2 protein-coding genes are annotated in these 3566 nt (G+C 72.7%); one reads left to right on the top strand and one right to left on the bottom strand.

Features of this window, described 5'->3' with window-relative positions; all coding sequences use genetic code 11:
* Positions 1-2113 (top strand): PAS domain S-box protein (locus tag L2I40_RS20575; protein ID WP_237217044.1); only part of this gene is annotated, 2113 nt, incomplete at its 5' end.
* Here L2I40_RS20575 and serA read toward each other — a convergent pair.
* The gene (gene serA, locus L2I40_RS20570; protein ID WP_237217043.1) at positions 2098-3345 is read right to left on the bottom strand and encodes a phosphoglycerate dehydrogenase; all 1248 of its coding nucleotides are present in this window, start codon (positions 3343-3345) and stop codon (positions 2098-2100) included. The genes L2I40_RS20575 and serA overlap by 16 nt on opposite strands.
* Positions 3346-3566 lie beyond the last annotated feature (221 nt).

Genomic DNA, 3566 nt, shown 5'->3' with positions numbered 1-3566 from the left:
AGAGCTGCTTGCGGTGCTGGAGGCGAGCGGCGACCTCGTCGTGGTCGCCGACGCCGACTGGCGCATCACCTTCGTCAACACCCGCGCCGCGGTCGCGCTGGGCGGTGGCGATGACCTCATCGGACGCCCTTGGCGCGATGCCCTGCCGCAACTGTCGGGACCCATCCAGCGGGCCTGCGAACTGGCGATGCTGGCGCGCTGCCGTGCGGAGGCGGAGGCCGACCTTCCCGGCGGCCGCCGCGTCCATGCCGAGAGCCATCCGCGGGAGGATGGCGGCATCGTCGTCTTCCTCCGCGACGTGACGGAGGCGCGCGCCGCCGCGGCCCGCATCGCCGAGAGCGAGGCGCGGCTGCGCATGGCGGTCGAGGCCACCGGCCTCGGCACCTGGGATGAGGACCTCGTGACTGGCGAGGAGGTCTGGAACGAACGCGCCTTCTCGATCCTCGGCCTGAGTTCGGCCGCGCAGCGCATCACCCCGGAGAGCTGGAAGCGCCTGGTCCATCCAGACGACCTGCCGCGTGTCTCCGCCGCGCGGGATGCGGCGCTCGCCGACGGCACGCTGTATCGCTGCGAGCACCGCGTCATCCGCGCTGATGGCGAGGTGCGCTGGGTGGAACCGTTGGGTCGCTTCCTGCGGGACGCCAACGGGCGTGTCGTGCGGTTCGTCGGGGTCTTCTCGGACGTGACGGACCGCAAGGCGGCGGAGGCGGCGCTGGCGGAGAGCGAGGCGCGGCTGCGCCGCGTCCTCGACAGCCTTTTCGTCTTCGTCGGCGTGCTGACGCCGGAAGGCACCGTGCTCGAGGTGAACCGCGCGCCGCTCGAGGCCGCCCGGCTGTCTCTCGCTGAGGTCCGCGGCAGGCCGTTCTGGGAGTGTGCCTGGTGGACGAAGGATGCCGTCGTGCATGCCCGCATCCGCCACGCCTGCGCGCGAGCGGCGAAGGGCGATTCGTCGCGCTTCGACGTCGTGCTGTTCGGCCGCGACGGGCAGCGGCTCGCAATCGACTTCCAGATCGCGCCGCTCCGCGATGCGGAGGGGCGGATCACGCACCTGATCTCCTGCGCCACCGACATCACCGCACGCTCGGCGGCGGAGGCGGCGCTCGCCGAGAGCGAGGGGCGTCTGCGCATGGCGCAGGAAGCCGGGGAGATCGGCGTCTTCGAACTCGTCATGCCCGGGCCGGCGCATTGGTCGCCGACGATGTTCCGGCTCTACGGCCTCGACCCCGCTGAGCGCGGCCCCTGGATGGAGGAAGCCGAGCAGCTCGGCTTCCTGGTGGCCGAGGAGCGCGCCCAGCACGCGGTGCGGCGCCTGGCCATGCAGTCGGACCCGGCGCAGACCCGCTTCGCATTCGAATACCGCATCCGCCGCGCCGACACCGGGGAGGTCCGCTGGATCGCCTCGCGCGGGGAGGTGGTGCGCGACGCGGCCGGCCGGGCGCGGATCGTCCGCGGGATCAACCAGGACGTGACCGACCGGCGCCGCGCCGAGGAGCGCCAGATGCTGCTGGCGCGCGAGGTGGACCACCGCGCCAAGAACGCGCTCGCGGTCGTGCAGGCCATCGTCGCCCTGACGCGGGATGCCGATCCGGCGCGGTTCCGCACGGCGGTGATCGGGCGCATCGCGGCCATGGCGCGCGCCCATACGCTGCTGGCGCGCGAGGGATGGAGTGCGGCGGAACTGCGGGAGATCGTGGAAGCCGAGGTCGCGCCCCATGTCGCGGGCGCGCCGGGCGCACCCGACCGCATGTCGCTCCGGGGCCCCGCCGTCGCGCTGCAGCCCGACGCGGCGCAGCCGCTCGCGATGGCGATGCACGAGCTCGCCACGAACGCCGCGAAGTACGGCGCCCTGTCGCGCCCGGAAGGCAGGGTGAGCATCGCCTGGGAGGCGACGCCGGCCGCCGGGCTGGTGCTGCGCTGGACCGAGCGGGGCGGGCCGGAACTCGATGGCCCGCCGGCCAGGCGGGGCTTCGGATCCTCCGTTATCCGCAACACCGTCGAGCGGCAGCTCGGCGGCGCAGTCAGCTTCTTCTGGCAGCGCGAGGGGCTGGAATGCACGCTGAGGCTGCCGCCGGCGCAGCTGCGCTGGCCGGCAGCCGGTCAGCCGCGCTCGTAGATCAGCCGCGCGCGCACCGTGCCGGGCAGGGCGCGCAGCTCGCCCAGGATCGCCTCCGCCTCGGCCCGCGCCTCCACGCTCTCGACCACCACGTAACCGAGCTCGGAATCCGTCTGGTAGTACTGCGCGGCGATGTTGAGGCCCCGCCGGCCGAAGCTCTCGTTGATGCGGGAGAGGATGCCCGGCGCGTCGCGGTGCAGGTGCGTCCAGCGCGCGCCGGTCGGCCGCGCGGGCAGCTGCACCTGGGGCAGGTTGACGGCGCCGAGCGTCGCGCCGGTGTCGCTGTAGTCCACCAGCTTCCGCGCGACCTCCACGCCGATGCGGTCCTGCGCCTCCGCCGTGCTGCCGCCGATATGCGGCGTCAGGATCACGTTGGGCAGTCCCTGCAGCGGCGAGGTGAAGGCCTCCCCGTTGCGCTTCGGCTCCACCGGGAAGACGTCGAGCGCGGCGCCCAGGATGCGCCGCGCGCGCAGCGCCTCGGCCAGCGCGTCCACGTCCACCACCGTGCCGCGGGCGTTGTTGATCAGCACCGCGGAGGGCTTCATGAGGGCGAGCTCCGCCGCGCCGATCATGCCGATCGTCTCCGGCGTCTCCGGCACGTGCAGCGTGACGACATCGGCCTCGCGCAGCAGCTCGCCGAGGCTCGCCGCCTGCTGGGCATTGCCATGCGGCAGCTTGGCGGTGTGGTCGTAGTACATCACGCGCATGCCGAAGGCCTCGGCGAGGACCGAAAGCTGGCTCCCGATGTTGCCGTAGCCGACGATGCCAAGCGTCTTGCCGCGCATCTCCCAGGAATTCGCCGCCGACTTGTCCCAGCCGCCGGCATGCGCCGCGACCGACTTGTCGACGATGCCGCGCATCAGCATCACGGCCTCGGCCAGCGTCAGCTCGGCGACCGATCGGGTGTTCGAGAACGGGGCGTTGAACACCGCGACCCCGCGCCGCGCCGCCGCCTGCAGGTCCACCTGGTTGGTGCCGATGCAGAAGCAGCCGATCGCGATCAGGCGGTCGGCCGCCTCCAGCACCTCTTCCGTCACCTCGGTGCGGGAGCGGATGCCGAGGATGTGGACCCCCTTCACCGCCTCGATCAGCGCCTGGCCTTCCAGCGCCTTCTTCTCGCGCTGGATGGTCGCGTAGTCGGCGTTGCCGAACAGCTCCACCGCGCTGTCCGCGATGCCTTCCAGCAGCAGGATGCGGATGCGGTCCTTGGGGAGCGAGATGCGGTCGTTCATGCGATCGTGATCCGGGGAGGGGCGCGGTTCTGCCCGCCCGCGCCCCCGTCGGCAAGGCCACAGGCTTGACCCGACCGCCGCAAAGATTACTTGTCTGTCATCATGAGCAACCGAGCCAAGACCCGTCCCGAGTCCGGCGCCCGGCCCGAGCCGTCCTGCGCGGACCGCCGCCGGCTCATGCGGGCGCGTGCGGCGCTGCGCGAGCTGGCCGGCGCCGACCC

The sequence above is a fragment of the Falsiroseomonas oryziterrae genome (assembly GCF_021864505.1).
Classification (GTDB): Bacteria; Pseudomonadota; Alphaproteobacteria; order Acetobacterales; family Acetobacteraceae; genus Falsiroseomonas; species Falsiroseomonas oryziterrae.
Note: the sequence above shows the minus strand (reverse complement) of the source record. Positions and strands in the feature narration are given on the sequence as shown.

Bases quoted from the DNA above. Each gene is read 5' to 3' on its own strand.
- serA (WP_237217043.1), bottom strand. From the start codon at position 3,345: ATGAACGACCGCATCTCGCTCCCCAAGGACCGCATCCGCATCCTGCTG.